Source organism: Desulfoscipio geothermicus DSM 3669 (assembly GCF_900115975.1).
GTDB lineage: Bacteria > Bacillota > Desulfotomaculia > Desulfotomaculales > Desulfallaceae > Desulfoscipio > Desulfoscipio geothermicus.
This window is the reverse complement of the sequence record NZ_FOYM01000034.1, coordinates 1-25,704: the sequence shown is the minus strand read 5'-3', so window position 1 is coordinate 25,704 and position 25,704 is coordinate 1. Positions and strand designations below refer to the sequence as shown.

Annotated in this window: 24 protein-coding genes and 2 pseudogenes; 24 read left to right on the top strand and 2 right to left on the bottom strand. The window is 49.2% G+C overall.

Features of this window, described 5'->3' with window-relative positions; genetic code table 11:
* Window positions 1-2 precede the first annotated feature (2 nt).
* The 23 genes and pseudogenes from BM299_RS16210 (at window position 3) to BM299_RS16100 (ending at window position 23,793) form a co-directional block, all read left to right on the top strand.
* A complete protein-coding gene (locus tag BM299_RS16210) occupies window positions 3-662 on the top strand; it encodes an HD domain-containing protein (protein WP_092486820.1) in 660 nt (219 codons plus the stop codon).
* Window positions 663-684: 22 nt separating this feature from the next.
* On the top strand, window positions 685-1,926 hold the full coding sequence (gene secD / locus BM299_RS16205; protein ID WP_092486817.1) for a protein translocase subunit SecD: 1,242 nt from the start codon (window positions 685-687) through the stop codon (window positions 1,924-1,926).
* 13 nt (window positions 1,927-1,939) lie between these two features.
* A complete protein-coding gene (gene secF, locus BM299_RS16200; RefSeq protein WP_092486815.1) occupies window positions 1,940-2,800 on the top strand; it encodes a protein translocase subunit SecF in 861 nt (286 codons plus the stop codon).
* A gap of 166 nt (window positions 2,801-2,966) precedes the next feature.
* Complete coding sequence (locus tag BM299_RS16195; RefSeq protein WP_092486812.1) at window positions 2,967-3,266, top strand: DUF5665 domain-containing protein; 300 nt, start codon at window positions 2,967-2,969, stop codon at window positions 3,264-3,266.
* Between the two features lie 16 nt (window positions 3,267-3,282).
* Window positions 3,283-3,990, top strand: coding sequence for a TraR/DksA C4-type zinc finger protein (locus BM299_RS16190; RefSeq protein WP_092486809.1), 708 nt, complete (start codon window positions 3,283-3,285; stop codon window positions 3,988-3,990).
* Between the two features lie 195 nt (window positions 3,991-4,185).
* Complete coding sequence (locus BM299_RS16185; RefSeq protein ID WP_092486860.1) at window positions 4,186-5,184, top strand: cation diffusion facilitator family transporter; 999 nt, start codon at window positions 4,186-4,188, stop codon at window positions 5,182-5,184.
* Between the two features lie 82 nt (window positions 5,185-5,266).
* Window positions 5,267-5,995, top strand: coding sequence for an RNA polymerase sigma-I factor (gene sigI / locus BM299_RS16180; RefSeq protein WP_092486806.1), 729 nt, complete (start codon window positions 5,267-5,269; stop codon window positions 5,993-5,995).
* Between the two features lie 2 nt (window positions 5,996-5,997).
* Window positions 5,998-7,353 carry an anti-sigma factor domain-containing protein gene (locus BM299_RS16175; protein WP_092486803.1) on the top strand — a complete coding sequence of 452 codons (1,356 nt, stop codon included), beginning with the start codon at window positions 5,998-6,000 and terminating at the stop codon, window positions 7,351-7,353.
* 181 nt (window positions 7,354-7,534) lie between these two features.
* Entirely contained in the window at window positions 7,535-8,167 is a 633-nt protein-coding gene (locus tag BM299_RS16170; RefSeq protein ID WP_165608385.1) for a DUF4198 domain-containing protein, read from the top strand.
* Window positions 8,168-8,305: 138 nt separating this feature from the next.
* A complete protein-coding gene (locus BM299_RS16165; protein ID WP_165608384.1) occupies window positions 8,306-9,253 on the top strand; it encodes an MBL fold metallo-hydrolase in 948 nt (315 codons plus the stop codon).
* A 10-nt stretch (window positions 9,254-9,263) separates the two neighbouring features.
* A complete protein-coding gene (locus BM299_RS16160) occupies window positions 9,264-10,673 on the top strand; it encodes a Mur ligase family protein (protein WP_092486794.1) in 1,410 nt (469 codons plus the stop codon).
* Window positions 10,642-11,367 (top strand): type 1 glutamine amidotransferase, encoded by a 726-nt coding sequence (locus BM299_RS16155; protein ID WP_092486791.1) that lies wholly within the window; start codon window positions 10,642-10,644, stop codon window positions 11,365-11,367. The genes BM299_RS16160 and BM299_RS16155 overlap by 32 nt, the downstream gene beginning before the upstream one ends.
* A 552-nt stretch (window positions 11,368-11,919) precedes the next feature.
* Entirely contained in the window at window positions 11,920-13,818 is a 1,899-nt protein-coding gene (locus tag BM299_RS16150) for a PrkA family serine protein kinase (RefSeq protein WP_092486788.1), read from the top strand.
* A gap of 13 nt (window positions 13,819-13,831) precedes the next feature.
* A pseudogene (locus tag BM299_RS18960) lies at window positions 13,832-13,972 on the top strand (sporulation protein YhbH); the annotation flags it as partial.
* 152 nt (window positions 13,973-14,124) lie between these two features.
* Window positions 14,125-15,312 (top strand): helix-turn-helix domain-containing protein, encoded by a 1,188-nt coding sequence (locus tag BM299_RS18955; RefSeq protein ID WP_207545216.1) that lies wholly within the window; start codon window positions 14,125-14,127, stop codon window positions 15,310-15,312.
* Window positions 15,313-15,350: 38 nt separating this feature from the next.
* A complete protein-coding gene (locus BM299_RS16140) occupies window positions 15,351-17,231 on the top strand; it encodes a type IV secretory system conjugative DNA transfer family protein (protein ID WP_092486784.1) in 1,881 nt (626 codons plus the stop codon).
* Window positions 17,232-17,792: 561 nt separating this feature from the next.
* Entirely contained in the window at window positions 17,793-18,464 is a 672-nt protein-coding gene (locus tag BM299_RS16135; RefSeq protein WP_245779831.1) for a replication-relaxation family protein, read from the top strand.
* Between the two features lies 1 nt (window position 18,465).
* Complete coding sequence (locus BM299_RS16130) at window positions 18,466-19,113, top strand: hypothetical protein (protein WP_092486781.1); 648 nt, start codon at window positions 18,466-18,468, stop codon at window positions 19,111-19,113.
* Window positions 19,114-20,051: 938 nt separating this feature from the next.
* Complete coding sequence (locus BM299_RS16120) at window positions 20,052-20,537, top strand: hypothetical protein (RefSeq protein ID WP_092486775.1); 486 nt, start codon at window positions 20,052-20,054, stop codon at window positions 20,535-20,537.
* 123 nt (window positions 20,538-20,660) lie between these two features.
* Window positions 20,661-21,119: a hypothetical protein gene (locus tag BM299_RS16115; protein ID WP_092486773.1), complete on the top strand. Its 459-nt coding sequence runs from the start codon at window positions 20,661-20,663 to the stop codon at window positions 21,117-21,119.
* 177 nt (window positions 21,120-21,296) lie between these two features.
* On the top strand, window positions 21,297-22,361 hold the full coding sequence (locus tag BM299_RS16110) for a stalk domain-containing protein (protein ID WP_245779830.1): 1,065 nt from the start codon (window positions 21,297-21,299) through the stop codon (window positions 22,359-22,361).
* Entirely contained in the window at window positions 22,361-23,479 is a 1,119-nt protein-coding gene (locus BM299_RS16105; protein ID WP_092486767.1) for a hypothetical protein, read from the top strand. Before BM299_RS16110 ends, BM299_RS16105 begins: the two co-directional genes overlap by 1 nt.
* A 116-nt stretch (window positions 23,480-23,595) precedes the next feature.
* Window positions 23,596-23,793: a helix-turn-helix domain-containing protein gene (locus BM299_RS16100; protein WP_165608382.1), complete on the top strand. Its 198-nt coding sequence runs from the start codon at window positions 23,596-23,598 to the stop codon at window positions 23,791-23,793.
* On the opposite strand, the gene BM299_RS16095 is transcribed toward BM299_RS16100, so the two are convergent.
* Window positions 23,765-24,424 (bottom strand): helix-turn-helix domain-containing protein, encoded by a 660-nt coding sequence (locus BM299_RS16095; protein ID WP_092486761.1) that lies wholly within the window; start codon window positions 24,422-24,424, stop codon window positions 23,765-23,767. The two genes, BM299_RS16100 and BM299_RS16095, sit on opposite strands and share 29 nt — an antisense overlap.
* Window positions 24,425-24,748: 324 nt before the next feature.
* On the opposite strand from BM299_RS16095, the gene BM299_RS16090 reads away from it, so the two are divergent.
* Window positions 24,749-25,324: a hypothetical protein gene (locus BM299_RS16090; RefSeq protein ID WP_131820667.1), complete on the top strand. Its 576-nt coding sequence runs from the start codon at window positions 24,749-24,751 to the stop codon at window positions 25,322-25,324.
* A gap of 169 nt (window positions 25,325-25,493) precedes the next feature.
* Here the strand turns inward: BM299_RS16090 and BM299_RS16085 are convergent.
* Window positions 25,494-25,704 (bottom strand): annotated as a pseudogene (locus tag BM299_RS16085) (IS256 family transposase); the annotation flags it as partial.

Below are 25,704 nucleotides of genomic sequence, written 5' to 3'. Positions count from 1 at the left end.
AGTTGGTAACGCTGAGCGAAGTAAAAAAGAACCCGGTAATAGACAGCTTTATCAGAAAGGGCAATGAATACCTGGGGGCCATGGGGTTTACCGAGCACAGTTACCGGCATATCAATCTGGTTTCCAGTATCGCCAAAAATATCCTGGACAAGCTGGGTTACAGCAAGCGGGAGGGGGAACTGGCGGCCATAGCCGGTTACCTGCATGACATCGGCAATGTGGTCAGCCGGAACGACCACGGTATATCCGGCGCTACCCTGGTTTATCCCATACTGTTGCAAATGGGCATGGACCCCGATGAGGTGGCCATGGTGATATCCGCCATCGCCAACCACGAGGAGGAGTACGGCCAACCGGTCAACACGGTTGCCGCCGCGTTGATCCTGGCGGACAAATCGGACGTGCACCGTTCCAGGGTGCGTAACCAGGACATCGCCACGTTTGATATCCACGACCGGGTCAATTACGCCGTGGAGCATTCCTTTGTCTGGGTGGACGACAAAAAGCGCACCATCACCATGGAATTAACCATTGATATTGAAATTTGCCCTGTAATGGAGTACTTTGAAATATTCTTAACCAGGATGATATTGTGCAGAAGAGCGGCGCTTTTTCTGAACTGCGTTTTTGAACTGGTGGTCAACGGAGCCAGATTATTGTGATTGATTTAAGGGGGAGAAACAAATGAGATGGAGTAAAATACTAACCCTGGCCGCCATTGTGCTGGTAATAGCAGCCGTGGGTGTAACAGCAGCGGTGCCGCTGCCGGCATTCAAGGATATCAAATGGTTACCGTGGGGCAAGGAAATTACCCTGGGACTGGACCTGCAGGGCGGCGTGCACGTGGTCCTGGAAGCGCAGGATACGCCGGGCGCCAAAGTGACGGAAGACAGCATGAGAAGGGCCAAAGCTGTGCTGGAAAGAAGGGTTAATGAACTGGGCGTGGCGGAACCGATTATCCAGCGCCAGGGTGATCGCCGCATTATCGTTGAACTGGCGGGGGTTGCAGACCCGGAAAAAGCTGTCCGCGACATTATTAAACCCGCTTACCTGGAGTTTAAAACGGCGGACGGCGAAACCATCATCACCGGCGCTGATTTGCAGGACGCCATTGAGGGCCGGGACCCCACCTCCGGCCAGGTGCAGGTAAACCTCACCTTTACCGATGCAGGCACCCGGAAATTCGCCCAGGCCACCACGGCCAATGTCGGTAAAACCATCGGCATTTACCTTGATAATAAGTTGCTGCAAAACCCGGTGGTACGAGAACCCATTACCAACGGTAAAGCTATGATCACCGGCTATGAAAACCTGGAAGAGGCGCATACCATAGCTGTTCTATTGCGCTCCGGCGCGCTGCCGGTGCCGCTGGAGGTTTTGGAAAAGAGAACCGTGGGGCCGCAACTGGGCCAGGATTCCCTGGAACGGTCCATTAACGCCGGCATTGTGGGCATTATCGCCATTCTGGTCTTTATGATTGTTTATTACCGGGTTCCCGGGCTAATTGCCGACCTGGCCCTTTTAATTTACGCATTAATCGTGCTGGGTATTTTCATTGGTATTCATGCCACCATGACGCTCCCCGGCATTGCCGGTTTCCTGTTATCGCTGGGTATTGCGGTGGATGCCAACGTCATTATATTTGAGCGTATCAAGGAGGAACTGCGTTCCGGCAAGAGTATTCGCTCGGCTATTGACGCCGGCTTCAAGCGCGGGTTCGTGGCCGTATTCGACGCCAACGTAACCACCTTGATCGCGGCGGCAGTGCTTTATTATTTGAGCGAGAGTTTAATTCGCGGTTTTGCGGTGACTTTGAGTATTGGCATCCTGGCCAGTATGTTTACGGCGATAACCATGACCAGGTGGATGCTGCATCTGGCCGCCGCCACCAATGTGTTTAAACAGGCCCGGTACTACGGAGCGTAAGGGGGACGAGACTATGTTCAATTTTATAAAACACCGGAAGATATGGTATCTCATTTCTTTGCTGGTCATTGTACCCGGCCTGGTCTCCCTGGCGCTGCAGGGCCTGAACCTGGGTATTGATTTTACCGGCGGTAATATCATGGAAGTCAGGTTGGAGCAGGGCGTCAAGGTGCAACAGGTGCGACAAGTGGTGGAGGACTTGGGATACGGGGCGTCACGCAATATTCAAAAAAGCGGCGCCAACGATTACCTGATCAGGACCAGGGAACTTTCCGAAGTTGAAAGCGCAAAATTAATAGCAACCATGCAAGAAAAGCTGGGCAAGACAGTTCTGCTGCGCAACGAGCGGGTCGGCCCGGTGATTGGTAAAGAATTGACCACCAAGGCGGTTCTGGCCCTGCTGATTGCATCGGCGCTGATGCTTGTGTACATCACCTTTCGTTTTGAATTTAAACAGGGCGTGGCGGCTATAGTGGCGCTGCTGCATGACTCGCTGGTCGTTCTGGGTATATTCTCAATATTTCAAATCGAGGTGGACACTGCCTTTGTGGCAGCCATATTGACCATTATCGGTTATTCTATCAATGATACAATCATCATTTTTGACCGGGTCAGGGAGAATATGAAAACCCGGAAAAAGGGCGAGTCCCTGGAAGACCTGGTTAACTTCAGTTTATGGCAAACGCTGGCCCGTTCTATTAATACCGTGCTAACGGTGGTGTTTGTGCTGGTGGCTCTTTATTTCCTGGGCGGCACAACCACTAAAACTTTAGTACTGGCCATGTTGATCGGGGTAATTAGCGGCGCCTACTCGTCCATATTTAATGCCAGCCCGGTCTGGGTGGACTTGAAGCTGGCGGAGAAAAAGAGGTAACTTGCTGGAAGATCCTGCAAGGGATCTCCGTGCATGGCGTAATGAATACTTTAAATTATGTATAATATGCCCAGATAAATGCTGAACGAGGTTTTCAACAAAACCTCGTTTATTTTTTTATCCAACCCGGGGTAAATTAAAAAAAGATTTTGGGAGGGTCCGGTAAATGAAAAATAAAGATAACATTTTAGCTTCCCTGGATGACAGGATCAGGGAACTCACCATTAACATGGAAAAAATGAAGCTGGCCGAATATGTGGACCTACTGGATAATCCTGCAAGATTGTTGTATATCAATTTTATCAGCGGTATTGCCAGGGGGCTGGGTATCGCTGTCGGTTTTGCTATTTTGGGGGCGGTAATTATATTAATTCTGCAGAGACTGGTGGCCCTGAACCTGCCGTTGATCGGCGGATATATTGCCGAACTGGTCAAAATTGTACAGCTGCAGTTGGGAGCACAATAAACGGGGGGTATTTTTTTTGGAACAGGAACTGTTGAAGAAATTCAAGAGTGAACTGGAACAGGAAAGACAACATTTAATGCAGACCATCAAGCATATTGATGACGGTGGTCTAAGGGTGCCGCTGGCCGATTCCGTGGAGGAATTATCTACCTATGACCAGCACCCCGCCGATGTGGGCACGGAAGTATTTGAACGTAGCAAGGACTTTTCCTTGCGGGAGGATGCCATGATCAAGGTGCAGGCGACAGATCACGCCCTGCAAAGCATGCAGAACGGTACTTACGGCACCTGCGAGGTATGCGGTAAACAAATACCGCTGGAACGATTGAAAGCCGTACCTTACACCACCCAGTGCGTGGATTGCCGGGCGGATGTTGAGGAAGCATCCCATCGCAAGAATGTACGGCCGGTGGAGGAAGATATCCTGGAGCCGCCCTTTGCCCGTACATTTGATGATGCTACGGGGAAAAATGAATACGACGGCGAGGATGCCTGGCAGGACGTGTCCAAATGGCAAGAACATGCGCCTCACTCCGGTGCCGGGTCCTATTACGGTGGCGGGGAAAGCGACGAGGAGCCTATTGGTTACACCGAGTTGGTGGACCATATTCCCTACGAAGTGGGTGATGACGGGCAATTTTACGAGAACACCCGGGGCACGGATGATGACAGACCGCCCGCTGAAAAGATAGATATTGGTTACGACCATGGCGACGATGCGTAAGGATACGAACTTTGCGGTTGTACCACTAATTGCATGGTACGTTGCCATTGACGGCGGCATATGTTATAGTAAAAAGTAATCCAAGTCAGGCTGGCGCGGTGCGCCGGCCGGGCCGTAAGGCAGCGGATATGCCCGCGGGACTTCATCTTGGCCTTAAAGATGAGGGCCCCGGGCATTAATTTTGGGGAGGGTAACATGGACCTGCAGGAAAAGGTGAAAGTGGCGCGCTTGTCTGTGGCGTCCAACTTGATATTAACATGCGGCAAACTTGGCGTCGGCCTGACGATGAATTCCATAAGCGTTATTTCGGAAGCCATTCATTCGGGTTTGGACTTGGTAGCATCGGTAATTGCCTTCGCTTCGGTAAAGGAGTCCAATAAACCAGCTGACGATCAACACCGCTACGGCCACGGCAAATTTGAAAACCTGGCCGCCATTATTGAAGCTGTTTTAATTCTGGTGGCTGCCGCATTGATTATTAAAGAGGCTTACCCCAAGCTGTTCGGGGCGACGGAAGTAAAATCCCTGGGTTTGGGGGCTCTGGTCATGGGGTTTTCCGCCCTGGTGAATATATATATTTCCTCCCGGTTAATGCGGGTGGCCCGGGAAACCGGGTCGCCTGCCCTGGAGGCTGACGCCTGGCATTTGCGAACCGATGTTTTAACATCGCTGGGCGTGCTGGCGGGCATTGGTATTATAAAATTAACTGGTTGGTATATTGTCGATCCGGTGATCGCCATCGGGGTCACGTTATTTATTTTAAAAGCGGCTTATGATTTATTACGGGAGTCGGTGGGGAGCATCCTTGACGCTAGATTACCCGACAACGAGGAAAAGGTAATCATGGAAGTGTTGCAATCCTATGCCGGCAATTACGTTGATTACCGTAATTTACGCACCCGCAGGGCCGGCCCGCAGCGGTACATGGATTTTAACTTAATTGTGCCGCGGGGAAAACAGATAGTATCAACCCACGAGTTGTGTGACAGTATTGAACGCGACTTGCACCGGCATTTGCCGGGAGTGGAGGCTGTTATCCACGCCGAGCCCTGCGCTCCTCAGGACGGGGATTGCGAAATATGTTCGGTGAGGTTATGCAGAAAGCAGCAGGTGGAGATTACCGGTGTATGTGAAAATTGCGTAGAGTGTTGCCCGGAAAATGAAGAAACGACAAATCAACAGAGCCACCCTTAAAATATGACGTGATTCCCGTATAGTAAATTTAAGGATTACTTCGGGAAGGCGAGGTGGAGTTAAACCAGGGGAGTGTGGCAATGTGCTCTATGGGGATGAATGGGAATCCAGCCTGCAAAAAATTCGGGAGGGCGATGAACCGGCCAGGGAGGAATTAATTGAAGAGGCTAAACCCTTTATTGCCCGGGTTGTCGGGCGCCTCTGCGGCAGGAGCCTGAACTGGGACCGGGATGATGAATTAAGCGTGGGGTTGATAGCATTCAACGAGGCCATTGACCGCTATGATGCTAAACTAAACGTCCCGTTCACGGCGTATGCCCGCATGGTAATCAGGAGCCGGGTTACGGATTACCTGCGCAAGGAGAACAGGTGGGGCCGGGTCGACCTGAATATTTCCGACCCGCCGCCGGATGGCGCGGCCAGTCGGGCGGAAAACGACGCCTCCTGGGAGCAATATATTGCGGAAGTGGCCGACTGGGAAAGAAAAGAAGAAATCAAGCTTTACAGCGAAACAATAAAGAATCTCGGCATTACATTCGGGGACCTGGTTGATTCCTCGCCCCGGCACCGGGACACCCGGGAGACTTTAATAAAAGCGGCCAGTTACCTGGCTGCGCACGGTGACCTGTATGCAGAGCTGCAAAATAAAAAGCGCATGCCCGTCAGCGAACTGGTCAGGGGCACGGGGATCAGCCGCAAAGTGCTGGAAAGAGGGCGTAAATATATTATCGCCGTAGCAACTTTATTATTTTACCGGGAAGAATTCATCTACCTCAACTCATATATAAAATTACCGCGGGGGGAGGGCTGATTATGGGACAAGGCCGGGGATTGGTTATGGAAGTGAGAAAGAAATCCTGCATTGTTTTAACCAGCGAAGGTCTTTTCTTGGAAGTGCTCAGGCCCCGCGGTGATGTGGAAATCGGGCAGGAGATCGTGTTTGGCCGACCGGTGCAGCGCTGGTTTAAACCGCATTATCTGGCGGTGGCCTCGCTGTTGGTTGCCGTTTTTGCCTGGCTGGCCTTTGCCGCGCTGATGCCCCGGGCCGTGGCTTATGTGGCGATGGATATCAACCCCAGCGTGGAACTGGGCATAGACAGCAGCGTTAAGATTGTTTCCGCACGAGGTCTCAATAAAGATGGGGAAGCTGTGTTGCAGGGAACTTCTATATTGCGCGAACCGCTCCGGGATGGTTTGCAACAGATCATTGACCGGTGTATAGAGTATAAATATCTGGACCCCAACAAGGAAAATCTGGTTCTGGCCACAGTTACGGATGTTTGGTCTGAGAACAAAGGGGTTGTTGACACCGGAGATGTATACGAATATATCAGCAAGCCAATCAATGATTCCGGGGTCGACGCCAAATTAATCATTGCACGGGCGGACCGTGAAACCTTGCAAAAGGCACATCACAACGGTATTACCCCGGGGCGCTATTTATTGCAAACGGAAGCGCGTAAAAAAGGAGTGCTCATAACCGACGAGGAGATTCAATTAGAGAAAATTCGGGAACTGGAGAAAAAGAAACATTTTCGTACGGAGGATTTAATCAAACACTGGCGGTCCAATGATCGTCACTCCGCCGAACCGGGCAATAAAACTCCGGCAAAGGATCAAATGCCGGGCGAACCACAAATGTTGCCGGGGGCGAAGGAAACACCCACCGACGAGCCGGATCACAGGCCCGGCAAATCCGACAACAGGGGGACAAAACCGTGGAAACTGGGTGCGGATAAAAATAATGGGCAATATAGCAATCCCTCAAAGCCGGATACTGAACCCCCTAAAAAGGTTGTAAACCCTGGCGTTTCTGATAAAACACCCGGGGATGAAAATAATCCGGAAATGCCGGGCAAGGGGCACAAGGTGCGGGAAAAGCCAGCGGACGAGCAGGGTGAATCGCCCCTTGGGGAAGATAGACTTCCGGGCCGCCCGGATAAAGAGCCCGGTGGAAAGAAAGACGTTTCGGCCAAGCCGGAAAAATTACCCCGGGGGGAAGATAAAAATATTAAAAAAACGCAGCGGCAGAACCGGGAAAATGATCGTAAGGAGCAATGGACACCGGTGAAATACATTAGGAACAAATTTGAAGCATGGGCAAATAAGAAGCGGTCGGAAGAAAACCGGGAACAGCGCCTGGAAAATACAGCAAATAACCCTCGTTAATGCGGGGGTTTGTTTCTTATATTGACTTTTTAGACATAATATATATATAATTTTCCAGAGCATTGCAGGAATATATTGCGGTTTTCGTATGAACGGGTTGGCGTTAAGGAAAAACTGGCAAATAAGTAATGCTGATTGTTTAAATGACGGCACGAGAATGTTAAGGATGGTGAATCAAGTTATGGCGGAACATTTGGCGGACGGGCGGGCCATCTGGCTGGAACCTACCCACCTGCATTTTCACCGCGGGGACAAGGTGGAGTTGAAAGTGCTCAGGGGGTATGCCATGCAAAAAGCAGAAATGGACGGTAGCGAGCACTTGCGGGGGGTGGCTGTAAATCCGGAGGGCGCTGAAATCCCGGTGCAAATATCGCGCGGCGTGGATGGTGCTTATGATATATTAGTCTTTAACAGTGGTGCGGAAGGAATTTATACCGTACAGGTGGAAAATGGTCCTGGGCCGGGCAAAGACTACTACGCGCGGGTACTGGTGCCCATCGGGCACCATGTGCACGGCGCCGGGAAGGCTATGAACCGAGGGCTGGAAATTGTGCCGGAAACATACGGTACCTTTCACCCTGGCGAGGCCGTTGATTTGACGGTATTATACGGGGGTAAGCCGGCGGCTGGAGCACAGGTGTGGGCCACCTACCACCTGAACGAGGAAAGCGGGTTTTCCCACACCTTGCAGGCTGATGAAAAGGGGAAAGTCAGGTTTGTCTTTGATGCCAAAGGGCACTGGCTGTTTCAGACACACGTCAATGACAACGGAACCGACCATATTGCGACCCTGGTTGTGCCCGGGGTCAGGTAATAAAAACTAGAATCCACCGGTTAAAGCGATGGAGAGCGAGGGACTTGATAATACGTCATTACAATGGCATACGCCACGCCGCATGGCGTGGTTTATTGTTGCAAAAATCAACGGATACTTGGATGGGAGGACGGGTATGTGCTACCGGTATACCAGATAATCGTGCCCACACCTTATGCAGTGGGGCCTGTAAATGTATATTTAATAAAAGATAAACCGGTTACACTGGTTGATGTGGGACCGGACACCCCCAAAGCGGAAAAAGCGTTGCGGGAGATGCTGTCGGCGCTGGAAGTAAACATTCGGGATATTGAAAGAATCATTATCACCCACAGTCACCCCGATCATTGCGGATTGGCGGCCAGGGTCGCCGGCGAGACGGGGGCGACGGTTTTTGTACATACCCTGGAGGGAAGAAAACTAAAGGGGAAGCAGGATTATTTCAAGGAACGCATGCAATTCGTGGTGGAAACCGGCATCCCGGCCGAGGTGGTGCAGGAAATTACCGGTGAAAGGGATAAACTGCCGCGTCCCACCCTGGAGGGCGTCAGGTCACAGGAAATGAGCGGCAGCGAAACATTGGAGTTTGCCGGTGGGGAACTGCGGGTTATGCATTTACCCGGACATAGCCCCGGCCACCTCTGCCTTTATGACCCAGCGCAAAAAAATTTCTTCTCTGGTGATTTTCTGCTGCCTCACATTACGCCCAACCCGTTGATGGAACCCGACCCGGAGCGACCAGGCCGGCGATTGCCGGCCCTGAAACAGTACCTGGCCGGCCTGGACGTGGTGGAAAAATTACCCGTCAATATGGTCCTGCCCGGTCACGGCGGGGTATTTAACGACTGCCGGGGCGTTATCGAGGTGGGGCGTTGTCACCACCGGTTTCAGTTCGACCGTATCAAAGAGAAACTACGGGCCAAAGAATTAAACGCCTACCAGTTGAGCAAGGAGATTTATCCGAACCTGAAAGGGTGGGAGATTTTCCTGGGCCTGTCAGAAGTGCTGGCTCACCTGGACTTATTGGTGGAAAAACAGGAGATCAATTGCGCCCATAGGCAAGGGGTTAACTATTACACATTGTAGAGGTTATTATATGAACTTGCGATTGATTTTAGCCGTGCTGGCGGCGAAAACAGCCATGTTTTTAAGTCGGTTTTTCGGCAGGGGACGTGGCTCTTCGCTGCCGGGCATGTTGGCGTTGCGTATTTATCCCGGTATATTAAAACATTACCGCCACCAGGCCCGGCGGGGAGTGATTATGGTCACCGGCACCAACGGTAAAACCACCACGAGCAATATGCTGTCCGGCATACTGGTGCGGGCCGGTTATACAGTTGTGACCAACCGGGAAGGAGCAAACTTGCTTACCGGGGTAACGACTGCTTTTATCAGGGCGGGAAGCGTTACGGCACGCGTGCGCAGTGACTATGCCGTTCTGGAAGTGGACGAGGCGGCCTTTCCGGTAGTTACGCGCTGGATAAAGCCCAACCTGGTGGTGATTACCAACTTTTTTCGAGACCAGCTGGACCGCTATGGCGAACTGGATACTACCATTGGTAAAGTGTTGGAAGCCATCCAAAAACTACCCTCTTCCACCAGGTTAATTTTAAACGCAGACGATCCCCTGGTGGTCCGCTTTGCCGGGGAAACCGGTTATCCAAGCCGGTTTTACGGGGTGCGGCCGGTCCCGGAGTTAGCCGGTGATGCGGCCTATAGCAGAGAGGCCAAGTTCTGCCCGCATTGCGGTGCCGAATTTATGTATAGTATTTATCTGTATAGCCAGCTGGGCGACTATAAATGCCCTCGGTGTGGGTTCGCCCGTCCCCGGCCGGATATTGAAGCATCTTTTGTTCAAGTTGGGTTAAACGGCATAACCGCCAGAGTTGATGACGATGAAGGGGATTGGAAAATCGAGCTGCCGGTGCAAGGTATGTATAACCTGTATAATGCGCTGGCTGCTTTTACCGCGTCCCTGGTTTTAGGAGTTGACCCGGAAGCAGCGCTGGCCGGTCTGAAAATGTATTCACCCGCCATAGGGCGGATGGAATTGTTTGCTTACGGCGACAAAAAAGTTACCCTGACTCTGGTGAAAAATCCCACTGGTTTTAACCAGGCCCTGGCCGGTTTAATTGCCGGGAAGTCGAGGCAGGATGTCATGATTGCTATCAATGACAACGATGCCGACGGCAGGGACATATCCTGGCTCTGGGATGTTGATTTTGAAATACTGGCGCAGCGTCCGGATAAGTTCAATTTCTTCATATGTACCGGAAAGCGGGCGGAGGAAATGGCTTTACGTCTTAAATATGCCGGGGTGCCGGTGTCAGCCCTGCATATCGAAAGGGATTATCAGAGGGCGATTGACGGAGTATTAAACGGTAGGGGCGCGGCCGCCGGTTTATTGGCCACTTATACGGCGTTATGGCCGGTGGAAAAAATACTGGCGCAGCGGGCTGAAAGGGTGGTTTATAATGACTCTAACCGTGTGTCACCTGTATCCTGATCTGTTGAACCTTTACGGCGACCGGGGCAATGTCCTGGCCTTTGTCCAGCGCTGTCGCTGGCGGGGCCTGCCGGTGCGAGTCGAGGAAGTAAACCTGGGCGGCACAATTAACTTTGCGGAATATGATTTTCTTTTCATCGGCGGAGGGTCGGACCGGGAGCAGGCCCTCATGGCCGCGGATCTGGGAGCCCGGGTGGATGGCCTAAAAGCGGTGGTGGAAGACGGTCTCGTTGTTCTGGCTATTTGCGGCGGGTATCAGTTACTGGGGCGTTTTTACCGGACACCCGACGGTCGGGAGATTCCCGGCCTTGGCCTGATGGATTTTTACACCGAGACCGGGGATAAGCGGTTAATCGGCAATGCGGTCATTGAAACCGGTTTAAACGGTAAGCAAGTTAAACTGGTGGGTTTTGAGAACCACGGAGGTCGAACTTATTTAAACGGGCTGGAGCCGCTGGGCAGGGTTTTAAAGGGCCATGGTAACAATGGCCTCGACGGGCTGGAAGGAGCCAGGTATAAAAATGTTTTTTGTTCGTATTTGCACGGACCGCTGTTACCCAAAAACCCTGCGTTAACCGATCATTTAATAGCCCTGGCTCTGCAGAGGAAACAGGAACATATGCAGCTTGCCGTTCTGGACGATACTATTGAAGAAATGGCCCGAGAAGTCATGGTGAAAAGGCTGCTTGGTTAAAATATAGTGGTTGCCGGTGTAGGGACTTTTTGTTAAAATAATGTTAAAAATATGCTGTATACAATGTACCTTCCGGGAGGTGAGGACCGTGACCTACCTGGCAACCTGGATTGAAGGTAAAGAAGTTTTTTATCAAATTGTTAACGAAAAAGAACTACAAGGTTTGTGGGAACCGGAAAAAAATTTTATCATAGTTAAATTAGCTTAGGATTGTTAGCCTATCATGAACTTACAAAAACGCTGCATTTGTGGCGTTTTTTTTTTGTGTAAATTCTTCGCTAATAATTTTCATACTACTTCCATATCCAACCGAGCTATTAGCGTTTGTCTAAAAAAAAATAAATTTCCCATTTTCTCAGTAATAAATAATTATGCTCCCGTCAGCTGTCGATTACAGGCAGGAACACGTAATAATTGCCACTTCGCCGGATACTCATTTTGGTATTTCTGTCATATATATATATTACTATTTTTTCTACTTTAAAGTGCGAATACCATAGGATTTATTATGTAAAAAATTCCTATTTAAGCACTGAAAGGGAGTGTGAAAGAGTGAATTTTATTAAACGTTTGGAAGAATTCCGCTCTCTGGAAAAACAAAATACATGGGAAGGTACATTTTACGATTATTTGCAGGTAGTCAAAGAAAAACCCTGGGTGACGCAACTGGCCCATTCCAGGATCTACAACATGATTTATGACGCGGGAGTGGAAGAACCGGAACATGGAGGTAAACGTTATAAGTTTTTCAACAAGGAAATTTTTGGACTGGATAAAACGCTGGAAAAATTGGTAGAAGAATATTTTCACCCGGCGGCCCGGCGATTGGATGTGCGTAAGCGCATTTTGCTTTTAATGGGCCCGGTGAGTGGCGGTAAGTCTACGCTGGTGGCCATGTTGAAGAAGGGTCTGGAAAGATATAGCAGAACGGAACGGGGCGCCCTGTACGCCATAAAAAACTGCCCCATGCACGAAGAACCCCTGCACTTGATTCCCAAAGACCTGCGGGAAGATTTTGAAAAGGAGTACGGAGTGTATATTGAAGGCGAACTATGTCCTTCTTGCAGGATGATGCTGGAAACAGAGTACGGGGGCAATATTGAAAATGTCCTGGTGGAACGAATTATCCTGTCCGAAGACAACCGGGTGGGCATAGGCACGTTTACCCCCTCCGACCCCAAATCCCAGGATATTGCTGATCTTACGGGCAGTATCGACTTCAGTACCATAGCCGAATACGGGTCTGAATCGGACCCGCGAGCATACCGTTTTGACGGGGAACTAAATATTGCTAACAGGGGAATTATGGAATTCCAGGAAATGCTTAAATGTGACGAAAAATTCTTATGGAATCTGCTCAGCCTGTCCCAGGAGGGTAATTTCAAGGCCGGGCGCTTTGCCTTAATTTACGCTGATGAAATGATCGTGGCGCATACAAATGAAAATGAATATAAGTCGTTCATCAGTAACAAGAAAAACGAGGCGCTGCAGTCCCGAATCATTGTAATGAAAATTCCCTACAATTTGAAAGTCAGAGAGGAAGTCAAAATTTATGACAAGTTAATCAAACAAAGTGATTTAAAAGATATTCATATAGCCCCCCATGCTTTGCGGGTGGCCAGTATTTTCTCCGTTCTGACTCGATTGAAGGAAAGCAAGAAACAGGGCATGGATTTGGTTAAAAAAATGAAGCTCTATGACGGTGAAGATGTGGAGGGATTCAAGCAAAAGGATGTATCGGAATTGCAGGCCGAACATACCGATGAAGGGATGAGCGGCGTGGACCCGCGTTATGTCATTAACCGGTTGAGCTCGGCCTTGATTCGTACCACCACCAAATGCATTAATCCCCTGGATGTGCTGCGGACATTAAAGGACGGACTGGACCAGCATCCTTCCATTACCAAGGAGGAGCGGGACCGTTTGTTAAACTTTATCTCCATTGCCCGCAAAGAATACGATGAACTGGCGAAAAAAGAAGTGCAAAAGGCCTTTGTATATTCCTTTGAAGATTCGGCCAGGGTGCTGTTCGACAATTACCTGGATAACGTGGAGGCGTATTGTAACGGGGTAAAATTAAAAGATCCCATTACCGACGAGGAATTAGATCCCGATGAAAAGCTGATGCGGTCCATAGAGGAACAAATCGGTGTATCCGAAAGCGCCAAAAAGAGTTTCCGGGAGGAAATTTTGATCAGGCTCTCCAGTTACGCCCGCAAAGGCAAACGTTTTGATTACAAATCGCACGAAAGGCTGCGCGAAGCAGTGGAAAAGAAACTGTTTGCCGATTTGAAAGACGTAGTCAAGATTACCACTTCCACGAAGACTCCCGACGCGGAGCAGCTTAAACGGATTAACGAAGTCAGCGCCAAACTCATTGATGAGTACGGCTACTGCAGCATTTGCGCCAATGAATTGCTTAAGTATGTGGGCAGTTTGTTAAACAGGTAGGTGGTGAGGCAAAATGTCAGGTGAGTATATAGTTTCCCGGGACGACTGGTCGCTGCACCGCAAGGGTGAGATCGACCGGGAACGCCACCGTGAGAAGGTCAGGGAAGCCATCAAAAAAAATCTGGCCGATGTGGTAAGCGAAGAAAGACTAATGTCAATTATCTGACTAATTGGAAAGCACGAATGACGGGCATTTGAAACTTTTATAAATAAATTATACCCTATCGAAAGATAGGGTTTTGACTTATTATGCCCGGCATTTAATTTTTCCGGAAAGGTTGCTGGCGGTTAAAAAGGGTGGAGATCATGAATCAAAAACTAATTTCCGTTGAAATACAAAAGGAGTTTGATGTTTTAAATAAGGGTTGGCAGGAACAGGTTTTTGTGAAGCTTTACGTGGCCGCTAGGACTTCCGGGTTTTTGGCGGACATTTCTGACCGCGATTGGAAAACGCTTTGTGTATTGGCGACGTTTATGGATACCCAGGGGAACTGTTATCCATCTCAAGTACAGATCGCTAAAGCGCTAGGCGTGAGCCGCCAAGCGGCTAATGAGCGTATTAACAGTTTACTTCGATACCGATGGCAAGGTAAACCCGTAGTATTAGTTACAAAGGTTAGAAAAAAAAATGTAAACACCGGTAAGAAAGGTGACCGATGGGACAACAACAGGTATACGATTCTTCCCCTGAGTAACTTGGTTTTGGGACAAGAACACGAAAAACCTGTGTCAGCAACAGACGACATAGGAAAAGGTAACGAGAAACCTATGTCGTCAGATCACGACATAGGAAAAAGCCTTGATTTTACTGAAAAAAAACCTATGTCGCCTTATCCTGACACAGGAAAAGACGACACTAACAATATATGTTGTTGTAATGTTGTTGTTGTTGATAAGCCGTCTGTCGAAAAAAGTCGAAAAGAAAATGTGCCTAAAAACTTTTCCAGTGATGAACAAAACAACAACAACGAACTTTGGCAGCAAGCAGAAAAAGTATGCGGGGTACAGCTACCACCTAAGCTGCTTGATTGCCTCGTAGAAAGAAAAACAGAAGAAACAACGGGCAGTTCTGTTACAAATAGCAGAGCTGTTTTTAATTTTAGTGAAAGGGTGGTCAGTGGAGAAGAGAACAAAGAAAAACTGTGGGAAAAAATTCGGAAAGATGTCCGGGCGGTGGCCGGTCAAGACATTACGGTACAATTCGCAAAACATATCGCAAAAAAATACACCCCTGAACAGCTTTCAGATACGCTTAAAGAATTAGAAAACCAGCTTAGAGGAGGACTCGTGCTAAAAAAAGGAATTGGTCACTGGTTAAACTGGGCACTTCAAAATGATATAAAACCAATACCTGATACAGTTGGGCAGCCCCGGCAACAACAAATCAGGACCATGCCTAAACAACAGTCAGGGCAGAAAAGATCCAAAGCCAGGGGACCCGATGACGAAGCCCGGCGGAAAAAAGAATTGGTTAGATCGCTGTATCTGAGCTAAAGGCCACCGGTGGCCACAACCAAAAGGAGGAAAACCTGATGATACACATTCTTCGTGACCGGCTAACTGAAATGCCGGCAAAATGTAAATGGCTGGCTTTGGCCGGCCTGGGCTGCCTGGGCCTGGCCGTTGCATATATTCTCGACGTCTGGCTTTTGGGCACTGCCGCGGCATATATCATGGCGTTGGTGGACGGTCTGGAACACTTCCCCAGTCCGCCTGATTTCAGCCTGGCCGGCTGGTACTGGCACCACCCGATGTTTGTCGCTCGGGCCTGGCTGTTCGCAACGGACAAGCTATCTAGTCCGGAAGTGCGTACTTGCTGGCTGTACCTGAATGGCGGTTTGGCGATCCTGGCTTTGATCGGAGTTGTTGCGGGCAAGATAAGGGCCTTGAAAAAAGGCGAAGACAGCGACTATCGCGATATTCGGAAAATATGCTTCAAACAGGTGAGATATAACGCCAGCCGGTATCTGGCCAAAACTCCGGAAAACCAATACTTTCTCGGCCTGGACGACCGGCGGCGGCCCATAACCGTGTCAGTATCCGACATGGCTGAACACATACACATCATGGGCGGCAGCGGCACCGGCAAAACCGCCTTCGGCGTAACGCCCATTTGCATGCAAGCCATACGCAAAAGCGCGTCCCTGGTTGTAATCGACTTCAAAGAGGACAAGCAGGCTATCCAGCTTTTGGCCAAGGCAGCAGAGGAAAACGGCAAAAGATTTTACTTCTTCACCCTTGACCCTAGCGCGAAAAGCAACACGTATAACCCGTTGGCCACCGGCGCCGCGCTAAACAAAGTAGAGCGGATCATGACGGCGTTAGAGTTGGTGTTCCAGGGAGAAGCGAAGTTTTACTCTTATGTGCAGCAGGCCACATTCATTCCGCTTTTGAAAGAGTTGGACAGCCAGGGAATAAAATACACCCTGGCTGACATACAGAGTATCTTGCAAAATCCCGGTTTGGTGCTACAGCTAACCGGCCAGAAAGTAGACGAGAGCCAGATAAAGGGCCTAACCGCCGCCTTGACCCCGTTTGCGGACCTGGAACAAATCAACTCTCCCCGACCGGACATCGACCTGGCCGAAATAATGCAAAACGGGGACGTAGTGTATTTCGATCTGAAATCCGCTCTGGCCCCGGAGGCCAGCTCGGCCATCGGCAAAATGATCGCCCAGGACCTCCAGTACCAAGCGGCTTTTCGGACACCACAGTCCCGGCCAACGATAATAGCCATAGATGAATTTCAAAACATGGCCTGCCAGGCGTTCCGTAATATTATCTCCAAGGTGCGTTCCGCTAATTACGGCCTGGTGCTGGCCAACCAGGCCATGGGAGACTTGCAAGCAGTGGGTGATGATTTCGTCAACACCGTTCAGGTGAACACAAGAACTAAAATCATTTTCAATGCGGACACTCCCACTGATGCCGAACTTTTCTCGCAGTACTGCGGCACCGTTCTAAAAACGGTCGCCAGCTATAGCGAAAACAAAACCCAAACGCAAGAATGGATGCCCGGCCTGGGCAGCGACAACCAACGGCATACCGTGGGCAAAAGCAGCGCGGAAATAGAAGTACCGCTTATGCATCCAAACACGTTCAAAAAAATGCCTCCAGGCAAGTCAATCATCATCAGGCGCGGGCGGTTGGCCACGCTGGCCAACCATGCCTACCTGATTTCCAAGACCGAAAAAGACCGTCTGGAGCAGCTGCCGCTGCCGGAACCCGAGTTGCCAGTGCTGGGTCCGGAACCGGTCACGGTGAGAGAAATGTTAGAAAAAGCCAAAAGAAAGCTGGTCCAAGCAGAAAAAACAGCGGAGGAAACCATGTTGGCACCCGAACAAAATCAGGGTGTAATGCAAAAAGCTGGCAGCAAAAACAGCAACGCCGAGGCTGAGGAAATTGCCCTGTAGTCATACAGTAACCGCCATTAATGGCAGTTGCTGCATGGCAGCGCCCCGCAGTACCACCCCGCAGAGCATCCCCCCGCTTCGCGGCGGGCGCTGCCTGCGTCGCTTTTCTGCGGGGCGCGGGTTGCTTCCAGTCCGCGTCGTTGCAGCGTTCCTCCGCCTGTTGTTTGCCGTTTGGCGGCAAACAACGGCGGAGTAGGAGCAGTCCCGCCGCCAACGGTCCGTAGCTCACTTCGTTCGCACGGACCATAAGCGGCGCTCCGGCCTTCGGCGGCACCCTCGCTTTGCTCGGGCCAGGGGGCTTCGCCCCTGCCGCCTTCGGCCTCCGGGGTTCACGCTTCGCGTTCACCCGGACTGCTCAGCGGCCCTACGCTCCGCCGGCAACGCTTGTGCTGGCAATTCGGCTTTGTGCCCTCATTGCCTGCCGGCTGCGCTCCGGGCCGCATAAGGGGAAATGGGGCGCTGCCCCCTTTCCCCTTATAATCCCCATACCCCCGCCGGGGGTTATTAACCCCCGGACCCCCTTTGGGGCTGCGCCCTTTTACGCCGGGGTATTTACAGGAGGTGGTTTTAATCGCACGCATTACCAAAGCCAAACAGCTAACGGATCGGGATAAAGCTATTCTTACCGACCTGGCACGCTGCCGGGTTCTTTCATTCGGGCAAGTCAAGAACGCTTACTGGCCCGCGGCCAAGGAGCGCACTTGTGATGACCGGCTGAAACAGCTGCAAAAGGCCGGGTATATTGCGGAGCATATGGCCAATGCGGAAAAGCCGGGCACTTTCATGAAGGTTTACAGCCTGGACACAAAGGGCAAGCGTTGGGTTACCGGCCCACAAGGGCCTGGCTTGGATAGAAGTATTGTGTTTACCCATCCGGGTAAGGCTGACGAGATAGTGCACCAGGTGCGGACTAACGAGGTTTACTTTGGCCTTTCCGATGACGAAAAAGAGACTTGGCGTATCGGTGACGCGCTGGAGATTGAGCACGACGTTTTCTCCGGTAATACCGGCTTGGTGGTTCCCGATGCTTCTTACGTTAGTGAAGAAGGCGAGGAAATTTTCGTGGAGACTGATTGCGGCAAGTATACGCCCGCGCAGATCCGGGAGAAGGTGGACGGGTTTGCCGGCAAAAATGTGGTTTGGGTGTGTCCTGCCGGGCGGGAGCAGACGCTGGCCAAATATGGGGCCGCGGGGGAGTTTGTGACTTACCGGATTGCGTCCGGCATGAATTGAGGTGGTGGGACTGGTTGTTGTTACAGAACGCGATAGAAATGTTTTAGCTTTTATCGCCCGGTGGCGGTTTGTTACGCTGGAACAGCTGTTTAAGGCGGGTCTTTTTAGCAGCGCTTATAACACCTGCTATAAGCGGCTGTTGGCTTTGCGCCGGGCGAGTTTGATTAAGTCGGGCCGGTTAAGCTGCGGGCGGTTGTATTATTATCTCACGCCCCTGGGCGGTGAAGAAATCGGTCTTGCCGTGCCGTGGTACGCGAGGATTTTTCGTAACGCCGGTGTGGATACGGTGCTTAAGTGCTTGGTGGCCTGCGATTTTGCTTTGGCTATGGGGATTGAGTATTTACCGCGCCGGGAGGTGCTAAGCCGGTGGATGGATGCTGATTACGATGTGCTAAAAAGGTGTTTGCGTAGTTCGGATTTGTTTTTTGAGAAAGACGGTTGGTTGCATGTGCTGGCTATTGATTACCAGTATTCGCTTAAGTACCTGGCAGAGAGAATTAAACTGTATTCTCGCCTGCCGTCGGGAATACGACAACAGCTGATGATTAATTTTTTGGTGTTCTCGGAAAGCAGGCAAAAGCAGGTGATGAAAGCGGCTGCGGATTCGGGAGTTAAGGTTAAGGTGATAAAGGCAAATTGGAAGTATTGAAGGACAGATTCCATTTTGCTTATGTCTGTTACTTTGGTTTTGACCACTTTTTTATAAAGATCCCGATAATGAACATTAGGATTATAATTACCCAAATAAACCACATTTGTTTAGTGAAAAACCAAAATGCTTTTAATATGCTAATTAACATTTCGTTTTTGTCAACTAACATTATTTTTCCTCCCCGGCAGTTATAGTTTTGACATTTTTTCATTTTCGCTGCCGGGGAAGAGAATACCTGTTACTTTGTTGCTGGTTTCTAGGGTGCTAATTTCCGCTATCGACTTTCACTACCGATCGCTCATGGCTAGCGAAGTTGGCCATTGTGGGTATTACCTGGCGGAGTGTGGCTTTGGGGTCTTTAAAAGCAGCCTGATAGTCTTGTTTTAGGGTCTTTGTCTTGGGCAGAAAAACCGCCGGACCGTCGCTTTTAGGGTCATGCCTTTGGGGTAATACGCGACCGTCCGGCTGTGCCGGGATAGGCGGCATATTCCAGCCGGCTTTGGGGCCGGGCTTTGGGGTCGGCTGGAAAATGCCTTTGGGGATAAGGTAAAAATATTCCACTTGGAATATTTTTTGGTCTGAACAGTGGATGCGCCGCTAGCGCGGCGCTTTGATTTTCGCCTTTCGGCGGCCTCATTATAGCGGCGTCTCTTACGGCCCTTCGGTAAAGGGCAAGGGCCTGCGGCATATCCTCCCGGCCTGGCTTTGGGGTTATGATTTGGGGTCTGCGGCCGGTCCGGTATTCCTCGGCCTCGCGCTTGCGCGCGACCCTTTACCTGCGGGCACGACGCCGCTGGTTCGGCCTTAAGCCGAAAGGCGAAAAAACGCGGGGGGGATTAAAAGAATAAACATTGGGGATCAATTGATCCCCAAACCCCTATATGGGCTTCGCCGCTTATAAATACGGCTAATCTTTGTGATGGAGGGTGTTTCGTATGAAGGTTATCCTGGAAAATGAACTGGAGAAGTATGCCTGGGAAGTGATGATGGCGGCTCAACACAAGTGGAAGAGGAACCATGGCGGTGTACTGTGTGATCAGTTGGATTGGTATTTTGAGGAACTTTACAAAGAAGAAACGGACAATATCATAAAAGCTGAAGTTGAACGTCGATTGCGAGATGAGTTTGGTGAGGAGTTTTTTGTAAGTAAGGATGAATACGTGAAATCGGAGCTAAAAGGATATGCCCTTGACGAACTGACTGATAAGGCAAGGCAGGAGTTGGAACAGGAGTTTCGTGAGGATTACGAGCGTGTATGGGAGCAAATAGATGACAAGAGGGAATACCTGCTGGAGCATGTAAGGCAAAAACTAAGGGGCGTTTATCACACTTTTTTTAATGGGCCACAAAGGCTGACGGTTATTTATAACGGTGAGGTTATCCAGGGGGGTGATGCAAAGCAGGGATGTCATGAGGTGTGAATGCGGTCGGTTTGTTGGAGTTGGGAGGCATTACACCCGCTATGCTTGACGGCTGGAGGGTGTAATGCTCTCCCTCAAGGGGTAACCCCTGGTGCCCCTTATTTTATCAAAGGAGGGGTTATTGTGGTATATGTTGGTTGCGTTGAAGGGCAAAAAATTTATGCGGAATTGATTGATAGACGTAAGCTTACAGAAGTAGTAGATATATTACTTGAAAAAACGACGGATGAATGGTGGCCGCTGTTGTCTGAGCTATGTTTTGTGGATATTATGGCGGTTTTGGCTATAGTAGTTTCGAGTTATGGTGAGTTGAAGCGACAAGAACTAAGGGCGAAGGTTTTGGAGATTAAGCCGTTACCGACCGATAATGAAGATTACAAGATCGTATGGGGGCTTTTAAAATCACTGCCGGTTTACCCGGAATTGTACCTGAAGTTAATTCATAAAGAGTTTGGTGAGTTGCCTTTGTCAGAGCTTGAGGTTTTGGCAAAGTCGTTAAGGGAAACGGCAAATTCGATGAAAAAGCCTGATGATTTTAATGCAGGCATTACCCCATTACCACGTTGGTTAGAAGCTCTTTAAAAGCCTTTTACGCGCGTCTGAGAGGGGGTTTGCTGATTGGTTAATGGGTAAATGTGAGAAAGCAATGTAGTGGCTACCTTAGTGGTCACTACATTGCCGGCTGAAAGGTGGTGGTGCCGGGCAGGTTTATGGTTGTATCCTGTGGTATAATATACCAAAATGAAGGAGGCATGTGATGTGCGAAAATCTTTGCTTATTCCCCTGATTTTTATTACCGTGCTTACAATGGCGGTGACGGTGGCCTTGGCGGCAGATAAGACCCAGGTGGATGTATACGACCAGCAAAAGAACCTGGTTAAAAGCGTTGTATTCGTGATTGGCCAGGATGAATACTTCGTAAATAACCAAACTCCCGGCGTGAAGATGGATGCCAAACCGTTCATCGAGACGGGCCGCACCTTTGTGCCGGTGCGGTACTTGAGCAACGCCCTGGGCGTGGGCGATAAATATATCGGCTGGGAAAGTCCCAGGGTTACTTTGAGCCAGCCCGGGTTCCCGGTAGTGGAACTGACTGTGGGCAATAAGCAAATCAAGAGTGATGGCCAGGCGAAAATTATGGACGTTTCTCCGCTTTTGAAAACAGGCCGGACGTATCTGCCGGCCCGGTTCGTGGCGGAGGCGCTGGGTTACCAGGTGGCCTGGGATGCGGAAAACAATATCGTGCTGTGCTGGCCGCGGGGAATGGAAAGGCCGGACGTGAGCAACGTGGTAAGGTACGTTAAAGGGCAACCGCCGGTGGCCACTGATCCGGTTAACCCGCCGGTGACACCGGAGCAGCCAAAAGCGGACGTAAGGCCGTTTAGCGGCGTGCCGCTTGATCCGGATGATTACAAGGTGATTTCCGACAGAAAAGCAATCCCCTACGAGTTTAAGCTGCCCGGGGCGAGCATCATGTATATGACGGTAGATGAGTTGCGGCAGCAGCCGGTTAAGCTGGGCGATGGCGGTTACCAGATAATTTACGATGTAAAGGTTGCTAATGATAAGGTTTATGTTACCCAGGCTGGAAGTGGACTTACACCGGCACCTATTGTATTAGCCAAAGGTAATGATGTTTCCGTGCAAAGAGCATATGGTCCGCTAATTAAATATCAGAGTAACCCTTTCACTCAAAGTTACTATGTCAGCCTGGAAGCCGATCCGTCTCCGACCAGGATTGAGGACGTGACCCACATCATGATTTTATTTTATGACCAGGTTCTGGCCGTGGAAAATCCACTGTACAAGGGGGTTGGTAAATAATGCGATTGATTAAACTATTAGCCCTATTGGTGGCCTTATTACTCTTGCCAGGCATGGCCATGGCCGCTTCCGGAGAACAAGTGGTAAAACAGCAGGTGATCGTACCGTCTTTCGATATATGGCAGCACACCAACGGCACCTGGCAGGACACCGACAATTGCGGCCAGCCGGATTATTACGGATGGAAAGACAAAACATACTCCAAAACTTTTACACTGCCGGAAGCGGTGTGGAAGGGCAAATACGAACTAACCAGAGTGGAAGTGGCTTACCCGTTCATCGAGGAACAGTTTAATGCTTCCGGGCGGCAGGAGAATTGGGAAATTTTCTATAAAGATTTCCTCAGATATATACCCGCCAACTATTCAGTTACCAAAACCGGTGAAAACCTGGCCGAAGGCAAGGTAACGACACAGTGGACGTTTGACTTGGAACCGGAATTGCTTGATCTCAAGGACCCGACCGTGCGTGAATCGCTTGGTATGGACGAAAAAGACTTCTCCAACATGGCCCAGGGCTGGCGGTGGTATCTGCCGGTCCTTATTACTTGGTACGGGGTGCCGGTGGAACCGGAACCTTCAGTGGCAAGCGGACGCTATCTTTTTGACGGGTGTTTTCATGATATTCCGAAGGAAGAAGGAAATAAGTACACCACATATGTCATAAGAGCACCCATGATAGGACCTATCCCGGTTGCAGATGAATGGCCTTATGTATATAAAGCAAGACTCAGAGTATATCTAATTGGGCCGTATCCGGCTGAAAAAATGATGGGTGTGGAAATTTCTGGAGTAGATTTGCCGTCTAGTGGCGAATTTCCTAAAAAAGTCCTCTTCGATAGTGAAGTGTCGTTTACAAAACAAAACCAGGCATGGGTAAAAAAGTTTGTCATGCCTACCCCTGAAGACGGTTTTGCGTATACTATCTTTGTTCAGGATGAAGGCGGGTTACAAGCAGATATAAGTAACAATACAGGTGTATCCTGTTCTGTTCGTAATGTTAATGGTATAATTACCTGGTTCACGCATACCACTTCAGATGTTGAAAGAATGTCATACATGCTTCCGTGGGATTTTATCAAGGATAAGTACGGGTTGTCGCCTGTGTATCAAAAATAGTTTAATTTGCAATTGATATTTGGACACTAAATTGAGTGAGCAAGAGTGTTGACAATGGCCCGGCTATGCCGGGCCTAATCTTAATTTTTAAAATAAAAAATTGGAGGTGTTATGAAATGGAAAAAATGCTAAGCACAAGTGAAGTCGCTCAAATACTTGGTGTATCGAAACAAACTATATATAGAATGGTTAGAAAAGGGGTTTTAAAGGGATACAAAATCAATAGCCAAAAGACACTTCGATTTAAACAATCTGAAATTAAAAATTTTATCAACAATAGCCTATTTATACCAGCAAAAAGTCAGAAAAACTAATACCATCCGAGTCTAGCTCATAAAGTTCCTCAGTGCCATCTGGTTTAAGGAAGTATACTTGTATAATAAATTTTCTATTTTCATTTCTTAAAAATGTTCCTATGTCTGCATAGCCATTTTGAATATTTACAAAATCTATAGAAATTTTGCAGAGTAATTGCATTAGAAAATCATTAATTATCCATTCTGCAAGTGTTTTAAATTTAGGATAATTTATTTCATCCCATTGAAATCCAAATTGCTTCACAACAAGCAAATTTTTTCCATTTGAAGCTAAAGGAAGCAAAGAATCATATATATTTTCTGGACCTTTAAAACGACCATTTTCATCTCTATAATTTGTTTTTAAATGTATATATAATGATTTTTTAAGTGCTACTCTAAGATTATTAGGTAAACCATTAAGCATATTTTCAATATTGCAAAGTTCTAGTAATTCATTTTCATCTATAGCCAATACTTGGCTAATTTTTTTTATAGTTTCAATTTTTTGTGGGGGAGGATATTTGCCTATTTCCCATTTTGAGACTAAGGTGGCCGAAACTTTTAATATTTTTGCCAGATCTCTTATCGAAAAACCGCGTAATTCTCTGGTTTTTTTTAATATTTCGCCAAAACGCCTCATTTTCATTTATGGTCACTCATTTCATCTGCAACTAGATTATTGACATGTAAACCATAACTGTTTACAATCAACTTAAAACGATACCTTTTATGGACAATTATACTGAAATGTGCTTGCTTGTCAAAGTATTCGGTGTGTTTGAAAGGGGATAGGATCAGTATGCCCATTTCAAAAAACAACAATATACAGAAAAAAAACCGAACATGCTCAGCAGATGCAGAAAGGATGCGCCGGAATCGTATGGGTCTGCCGCCCCTTCGCGGCCAGGGACAGCGTGGGCCGGGACAAGATACACGAGCTGACCGGCTTGAGGCAGTCCGGGCAGTAGCAATGGCCCTAATCGGCGAACCGGAAGCGTCAGTAAAAAAGATAGCTTGCACTTGCGGCCTCATCCCATTATATAGCGATGAGAAGAAACAAAGAGCCGGATATGAGCGCGCCCGGCAGGCTATAAAAAGCCTGCGTAACAAACCCGAGTTGGTCGGAGAACTGGAAAGCCAGGTTCGCGAAGCGTTCGCGCATCGAAAAGCGGCGGAAGAAAGCCGGCGGCGGCAGCGGGAAGAAAAACGAAAACAAGCCGAAATCCGGAAAAAAACAAAAGGACTCAAAAACGGTGATCCATGTCCTGCGTCTCTTCAAGGAATATGGCCGGATGACCCCCGTTGGCCACGGGACGGAAATAACCGCCCTCTACAACTTATTGGTTGGGACTCTTGTCCGGGTCGGCATTATCTCGCACAGAGTGTGACGGCTATGGGATACGCCGATCCCGAATACCCTGTAAAGCCAATCGAATTCCGGAAAAAGCGGGAAGAAAACGCTAAAAAGGGAGTAAACTACAAGCGTCTTATGAGGGAGTGTGAATATTTTCGTGTAAATGGTTTTGAACCTTTTAGTTTTAGATAAGACCGGGGTTAATTAGAAACAACCAGGCAGCCCTTTACATGGAGGAAGGCCTGTGTTAGCCTATTTGGGCGGGAGGCCAACGCACAGCGTGGACTCCCCGCGGCCTCCCGGAAACACAGGCCTAGAGGCTCCATGTCAAGGGCTGCCGTCGGTTAATTGCAAGGCTAACTTATATGGCCAACTCAGTTTCCAATCTATCCCCAAAATATATGGCAAACTGTGAGATACATTTCTTCCAGTCTTTAACCGGCATGGTCCACTTTTTGGCTACTTCAACAGTGGCCAGGTAAATAATCTTTTTCAGTGCATCATCAGTCGGGTATGCCGTTTTGGTTTTGGTTACCTTGCGTAGTTGCCGGTGATATCCCTCGATGATATTG